This is a genomic window from Bartonella sp. AA1HLJMS (assembly GCF_042197445.1).
Taxonomy (GTDB): Bacteria; Pseudomonadota; Alphaproteobacteria; order Rhizobiales; family Rhizobiaceae; genus Bartonella.
The window spans coordinates 1-8,182 of the sequence record NZ_JBHIRW010000041.1 but is presented as its reverse complement, the minus strand read 5'-3'; the positions used below and the strand labels follow the sequence as shown (position 1 = coordinate 8,182).

2 protein-coding genes and 1 pseudogene are annotated in these 8,182 nt (G+C 37.5%); 1 reads left to right on the top strand and 2 read right to left on the bottom strand.

All coding sequences use genetic code 11. From position 1 onward, the window contains the following. Both ACFIQE_RS11445 and ACFIQE_RS11440 read right to left on the bottom strand, forming a co-directional pair. The coding region (locus ACFIQE_RS11445) for an autotransporter outer membrane beta-barrel domain-containing protein (RefSeq protein WP_404978097.1) at positions 1-2,462 on the bottom strand (2,462 nt) is incomplete at its 3' end. Between the two features lie 633 nt (positions 2,463-3,095). After that, positions 3,096-5,453: pseudogene (locus tag ACFIQE_RS11440) on the bottom strand (NosD domain-containing protein); the annotation flags it as partial. Positions 5,454-6,223: 770 nt separating this feature from the next. Here ACFIQE_RS11440 and ACFIQE_RS08015 point away from each other — a divergent pair. Then, the gene (locus ACFIQE_RS08015; protein ID WP_375707497.1) at positions 6,224-7,354 is read left to right on the top strand and encodes a metallophosphoesterase; all 1,131 of its coding nucleotides are present in this window, start codon (positions 6,224-6,226) and stop codon (positions 7,352-7,354) included. Positions 7,355-8,182: the final 828 nt, after the last annotated feature.

Below are 8,182 nucleotides of genomic sequence, written 5' to 3'. Positions count from 1 at the left end.
GTTCTGATATTGGCTAAAAGCGCGTTTTGTTTAGCCATATCGGTTAATCCACTATAGAAGAGAGCATTTGGCATGACTAAGTAACTGGCCGTTTGTGCTACAGGGACGATCACACTTGGACCAGAACCAGAATCCGTTTCAAGAATTTCTTTATGTAAGCGGAAATCCCAGAAATTTTCATTCTTTTCATCAAAGAGGCTTTGTGCAACATCGGCTGTACCGTGGCTTGACTCTGGTCCATAGGCCGTTAGCGTATATTTATAAGGCAAACGATTTCTTGTGGTATAGCCATTTACGAGTTTGAAAGAGTCTTCTTGTGCTTTTCCAGAAACTTGAATGAGCGAGAGACCACCTATATTGGAAGGATCAGCAGCATTGACTACACTACTTTCATCTCCTGAATCGCTTTTGATATAAACTGTTGTGGAGCCTGAGACATCACCGTGGATCAGAAGTCTATCGGTTTTTTGATCGGCACTTGCTACGCCATCACTCCAAGCAATGTTGAAGTAAATCTTTGCATTACCAGAGGCGTTGTAGACTTCTTGCGTATCTGGTTTACCAGATCCTATATGCAATGTGTGATAATGATCTTCTACCAGTCCATCAAAAACAATAGAGCTGTTATCGAGATTAAGCGTAGAAATATCGGAACGAGATCTTTGAGCAATATCAAGCAGTTTGCCATCAGCATCTTTTTCTTTTGTACTGGTCTTTAGTGTCCATGTTGTCTTGTTTTTTAGATCAAAACGTACAGTTCTATTTTTAGCAATATTCGCTCTGCCCTCTAGAGTAGACTGATCCGCGCTTAAGGTGAAGGTGCCATTGGAGATCGCTTTAACCTCTTTATTGTTCCAATAATTGTCATTTTTCCAAGATTTTGGATCTTCGAAAAGACCATCTCCTAACAATACATCAGCATGGATTTCTGAATTTTTGAGATTTGCTGTACCGATTGATAAAGTTGGAATATCTTCCATGTTTGTGTTAGTAAAAGCTCCAACAAAAATTCCTGTGCTATTTTCAACGTGAATATCTGCATTGGTTAAATTGATTTCACTGCTTTTACGTTTTTGTGGATCATCTGGATAATCTAGATCAGGATTAGAGAGAGCTATAAATTGCAAACCAGCAACTCCTGCTATCATAGAAGTATTCACGACATCAATATGTCCATTAAATGCCGCCCATAGTGCAACTTTTTTTGCTTCTATTTTATTTTTTATTGTATTCTCTGCTGCTCCAATATAACCATTCGTCATCTTAATTGTGCTATTATTTGCTGCGGTGAGACCAAAATCAAAGTTTTGAATGATTGTTTTACCATTTAACTTAATTAAACTATCAGTTTCTGCAACGTTTACACCAACGGTCATTGTTTTACTTTCACTACCGGTTATAATTAAATCTCCGCTAATGATTTGACTTCCACCGTCTGCATAAAAACCTTCATCGACATTTTGAATGGTTGTTTTGCCCATTAACCTAACTTCACTACCAGAGTCCGATGTCCATATACCAGTGCGTTCGTTGTCGGAGCCTTCAAGTGCTTCACCACCGATTATCGATAAGTTTTCGCTAATGATTTTACCACCGTTAACTGCTCCAAGGCCGTCCAAAGTATTGTTAATTATTGTATCACCATGCAATTGAATTGTGCTGTCATTGCCACTTACAAATGCACCGCTTCCTTTTCCCTCTGTTGTTAGAGCAACATCTGTGGCATCAATATGCCCTCCGTTGATTGCGAATAACGCTGTTTTGTTCGCGGCTACGGATCCTCCCGTCATTATGATCTTAGATCCTGAACCGTCTGCAAGGAGTCCTTCGCCATTAGATGATATAATGTTAGCATTGTTTTTTAAGATAATCGTACTGCTGGTTTCGGCGCTTCCTCCTACATCACGTCCACTAAATGATCCTCCTGAGACCGTTATTGTTGAGTGGTTATTTGCAACTATACTGGCGGCTGCTTGAGTCACTGTTACATCTTTTAAAGTGACGGTACTTCTATCTGCTTTTATTCCAAAGTTCAGTAACGCATCGTCTTTATTATTCGATATCTTCACACCTTCCAGCTTGTTTTCACCGCTGTTACTGTTTAAAAAGCCGGCACCAACTAGAGAAGTTTTAATGGTCCCTCCAGTCATGTTTATTGCGCCACCATCGTTTGTTGTAAGTCCAATTTCACTATTACTAATCGTTGTTCCTTCAAGCAATTCAACTACACTGCCTTCGCCATTAGAAAATACACCAGACGATATATCTTCGTCACCTAGAGATACATCTGTAACATTTAGAGACACATTTGTGACCGTAATATGTCCACCATTTTCAGCAACCAATGCATTACCTTTCCCCGTGACGGTTCCTCCCGTCATGCTGATGGTGGAGTTTGAACTATTTGCATAGAGTCCAATGTTATCAGATGATGTAATGTTTGCATTGTTGGTTAAAGTGATGGCGCTGCCGTTTTGAGCAGATATTGTTGTATTTTGTGCATGAAATGATCCTCCTGAGGCTGTTATTGTTGAGTGATCATCTGCAACTAAGGCATTGGTTGCTTGCATGACGGTTACATCTTTTAAAGTGACGGTACTTTTATCTGCTTTTATTCCAAAGTTCAGTAACGCATCGTCTTTACTATTCGATATCTTTACACCTTCTAGCTTGTTTTTGCTGTTGTTACTGTTTAAGAAGCCAGCACCAACTAGAGAAGTTTTAATGGCTCCTCCAGTCATCTTGATTGCACCATCGTTTAGTGCTTGAAGCCCGAGTGCACTATTACTAATAGTTGTATTTCCAAGTAATTCAATTACACTGCCTTCACCAACAGAAAATACACCAGACGATATATAGTCGTCACTTGGAGCCACATCTGTGACAGTTAGAGCCACATCTGCAACAGTAATATGTCCACCATTTTCAGCAACCAATGCATTACCTTTCCCCGTGACAGTTCCTCCCGTCATTGTGATGGTGGATTTTGAACCTTCTGCATAGAGTCCAACATTATCAGATGATGTAATGTTTGCATCATTGGTTAAAGTGATAGTGCTGCCGCTTTTAGCAGATATTGTTGTATTTTGTGCATGAAATGATCCTCCCGAGATTGTTATTGTCGAATCATTCTCTGCAAATATACCGGCGGCTGCTTGAGTCACTGTTACATCTTTTAAAGTAACGGTACTTTTATCTGCTTTTATCCCAAAGTTCAGTGGCGTATCGTCTTTATCACTCGATATTGTCACATTTTCTAGTTTGTTTTCATGACTGTTACTGTTTAAGAATCCAGCACCAGCTGCAGAAGCTGTAATGGTTCCTCCAATCATCTTGATTGCGCCATCATTTTGGAATGCAAGCCCGATTGCACTACCACTAATTGTGGTCTTTCCAAGCAATTCAATTACACTATTTGCGCCATTAGAAAATACACCAAATGACTTATCGCTATCATTTGTTTTTAGGGTAACATCTGTAACAGTAATATGACCACCATCTTCAGCAACCAAAGCACTCGCTTTTCCCGTGACGTTTCCTTCTATCATTGTGATGGAGGAGTTTGAATCTTTAGCATATAATCCAACATCATCAGATGATGTAATTTTTGCACCGTTTGTTAAAGTGATGGCGCTGCCGTTTTGAGCAGATATTGTTGCATTTTGTGCATGAAATGATCCTCCCGAGATTGTTATTGTCGAATCATGATCTGCAAATATACCAGCGGCTGCTTGAGTCACTGTTACATCTTTTAAAGTGACGGTACCTTTATCTGCTTTTATTCCAAAGTTCAGTGGCGCATCGTCTTTACCACTCGATATTGTCACATTTTCTAGTTTGTTTTCACGGCTGTTACTGTTTAAGAAGCCAGCACCAGCTGCAGAAGCTGTAATGGTTCCCCCAGTCATCTTGATTACACCACCGTTTTGTGCTTGAAGCCCGATTGCACTATCACTAATCGTTGTCTTTCCAAGTAATTCAATCATGCTACCAAGGTCATCAGAAGCTACACCAAGTCCATCACCATTTGTTTTTAGGGTGACATCTGTAACAGTAATATGGCCACCGTATGTTGTCGTTACTGCTTCCTCTTTCGCTGTAATGCTCCCTCCTGTCATTTCGATGATGGACTTTGAACCTTCCGCATAGAGTCCAGCATCGTTATATGATGTAATTTTTGCACCGCCAGTTAAAGTGATGTTGCCGCCGTTTTGAGCAAATATTGCTGCTTTTTCTGCATCAAATGATCCTCCTAAGACTTTTACTGTGGAATCATATGCATCTATGGCAGTTTGTGCTTGCGTCACTGTTACATTATTTAAAGTGACATTACTGTTAGTTGCCTTGATTCCATTGATTAGTGGCGCATCATCTTTCCCACTTGATGTCACTACATCTTTCAGTTCGTTTTCTTTGCTCTTGCTATCTAAAAAGAATGCACCAACTTTGGACGCTGTAATGCTTCCCCCAGTCATTGCGATTGCGCCACTTTCTTGTGTTTTTAACCCGATTGTCGCATCATTGATCTTTGTATCAGATAATTCAATCACACTGTTTTCACCTTGAGACAATGCGCCGAATCCACTCTCAATTTTAGTACCCTTATTATATGCAGGGTTATCCCCTTCTGTAGTAGGTGCACTTGTGGTATCTTCCTTAGCTGTTAGAGTACCACCCGTGACTTTAATATGACCACCATCGTTTGTATACAATGCTGCGTCTTTTCCAGTTACGCTTCCCCCAGTCATTTTTATGGTGGTATTTTCATCATCGGCATGGAGTCCGTTACCATTAGATGAGGTAATGTTAGTACCGCCATCTACAGTAATGGTGGTGCCGCCCATAGCATATACGCCATCCATTTTACCTTCGAATGATCCTCCGGATACTATAACTTGAGAAACGACATCCGCAAGTATACCAGTTTCTGCTTGCTTAACTGTTACATTTTCTAAAGTGATAAAGCTTTCGTTGTTTATTTCTATTCCAAGGAGTGATGATGCTTCATTTTTATTATCTGATATCACTACATTTTGTAGTATATTTCTACTATTCTTACTATCATCAATATAAACACCAGTTTGAGAAGCTGTAATGTTCCCCCCAGTCAGGTTGATGTTAGCGCCGTCTTTTACAGAAATACCAAAACGAACATCAGAATCAGTGCCTTGAATATTTAAGCCATTTAATTCAAGCGCACTGTTAGCACCTTCAACTGTTACAACATATTTATCGCTACCTGTGTCTGTATTTGTGTTTTTATTTCCAGTTACAGTTACAGTACTGCCGGTGATTTTTCCTTTGTCTTTTACATAAATAGTCTCGTACGTTTTTCCGGATATATCTTTTTCTTCGTTGGCAACGTCAAGAGTTTCAGCATGTGCAGTGAACTGGATGTTGAATAGGATGATAGCAGCCGCAGCCGTGCATGATAAAAGGGATGTTTTATACACCAGTATTCTCCTTATGAGAGCCCCCAAATATTCATTTCCCCGCAAACTTCATAAGAAGAAGTGAAAATGGATAGTTGTTATTAATTTCGATAATTGTCTTTATTTGGTAAGATATTTTTGGTTTTTTGTCAAAATTAAAAAACAAATGATATTAAATTTGTATTAATTTATATTTAACACACAATGTGTTTGTAATTATTTGTATTATATAATTAAATTTATTGTAAATCTATATTATAGAAATTATAAATATTATTATAATACTTACATAAGTTATATTATTTTTTTATAAAGTAATAATAGTATTTTCTGTAATACTTCTGCATTTTTATAACTTGTCAAAGTAAGTGATGACGGTAATAATCAAACACTATTGCTAGCACTTTTGATTAGTTATACCTTATTTATCATAATATTCTAATATATTTGATCTTGATATCCAAAGGAGTTGGGTGCTCTAATATAAGAATACATTCTTTCTCCTGTTGGGGATATTTTAATACTATACGACTAAGTTTTTATAAGCTGTTGATGTATCGATGACATTTGAAAGAGCCAGAGCCCAAGCTTATAAATCTTAATCAATGAAGATGCTTCAAGTTGAAGGCTTGAAATCAACAGTGCTTTTATATCATCAAAGTGCACCTTCATTGAAGGATTATTGCTTTCGTTATTTCGAATTTTTGACATATTTTTGACAATAAAATCTAAAAAATTGCTTCTGAGGAATTTTTTAATATAATATGTAACGTTTTTATGGCGATAGGTTTATGAGATATAAAGTTGAATTGGTAATCACCGTGATTGCTTTTACTCTCTCTGGTTGTTTTAATCTTGATGCTGAAAAAATAAAAAGAGACAAGAGGCTTTATCATGATGCATTCATGGATTGGTCGATGAAAGAAAAGTCTCTTACAAAAAATTATACTGCTATCATTATGGCTGATCCGCAACCGTGGCGTTTAAACTCTGGTGATGCCAATGGAATATCAAACAGAGAGCCATGGTTAAAGATAAATGAGCAGGTTGCTGGTGTGATAAAAGCGCACAAGGCTGCATTCCATATTGTCAATGGTGATCTGACGGAGTTTGGACAACAAAAAAACTATGATGATTATGAAAATGTTTATAAAACTCTTGGAGCACCTGTCTATGAGGGGCTAGGGAATCACGATTATGCCAATAATGTTGGTAATTGTACAAATCCTCAAGAATTCAGTTTTTACAAAGATGCTTGTTCTATAAGTGCAGTTTCAAGAATGGTATCGGAAATCAAAAAATACCGTAGTCAATTATCGCATTTCAATGCAGATGTTACTGAAAGCTTGGTTCCCATTTCGGGTGGAAATATTCGCTCGATAAGGGGGAGTTTGAGTTATTCTTGGGATTATGGAGATGTTCACTATGTGCAGCTTCACAATTATCCAAGCTATACGGTTGGTTTGAAGGGGCAGTCTACAGAAGTGCAAATCAATAAATCTTTAGATTGGCTTAGGAACGATTTAGCTGCTGCTGATGCAAGAGGTAAAGTGACAATCATTAATTTTCATGATGCGCGTGCTGCTTCCATTGATGGTGAATCCTTTTTTATTCGTAAAAAGAATGCTAAAGATTTGTCGGTCTTTAAGTCAATTATTACCTCTCATAATGTTAAAGCAATCTTCGTGGGGCACACGCATTATCAGTCTTATTGCCGTGCGAAAAATGATAAGGTTTTTGGAAATATCCCTATATATACAGCTGGTGCGCTTTTTAATGGAGATTATTACCTCATAGATGTGAAAGGCAAGACCATTCACGTTAAAGCCTATAATGGAGAAATAGGAAAACCGCTTTTAATTAAAGATCTTGGCGTTATAGGGAAAGACACCCAATTTTCGGCAAGTTGCAGTGAGTTATAATAGGATTTGTTTCTTTGTCTTAAAGCATGAGGGAAAAAGCGTATTATATGTGCGGACTTGAAGAGCAGTAGGAGTGTCTAAATGTTACTTAGAAATAGAGTGAAAAATCAGACATCTTTTTTATATCTTTTTCAAAGCTGTTAAGATTTCAGGTTATACGCTATAAGTGCAATGGTTTAATGTGAACTGAGCTTTAATACAAAGCAGAATAATGGTTTGTTATTCTATTTTTTCTTTTTAGGCATTCATCTTTGAAGAAAGGGGAGTTTGTCAAGGGTGTGTTCATAATTTGCTAGCACATGTTGTCCTGAATTATCAAGAAGGCTGTTTCTATTAGTTTGTTGCAGTATAATTATCAAGTTATGCCCTTTGTTAGAGTTTATAATATCTACTCATGGGCAACTCTTTTCTTTTTCATAAGAAAAGCTTTTTATTTTGATCAATTTTTTACTTATAATCTTCAAACAATTGATGTTTTGTGATGCTGTATAATTTCTCTTGATTAACCGTATGAACTTTTAGTTGTATTACAATTTTATCTTCTTCTTTTATACGTAAGTAAATCGTTACAATAAGTATGATATAAATATTGGAGTCTGTTTATAGCTGTTATGGTCTCATGCAATTATCCTTAGATGACTCTCACGTGTTTTGGCAGTTTTATCTTTTCTTTGAGAGAGGTGTACAAAGGGGATTTTAAGAAGTTCTAGTTTAGAAAGAGCTTTTTTGCCCGCGAACAGCTCTCTGATGCTGCCAAGGCTGGTATGGAACAAGCGGGCGAAGATCTGGCTAATTCGATTGTCGATGGCTTTATGTCGTCTATCTCAC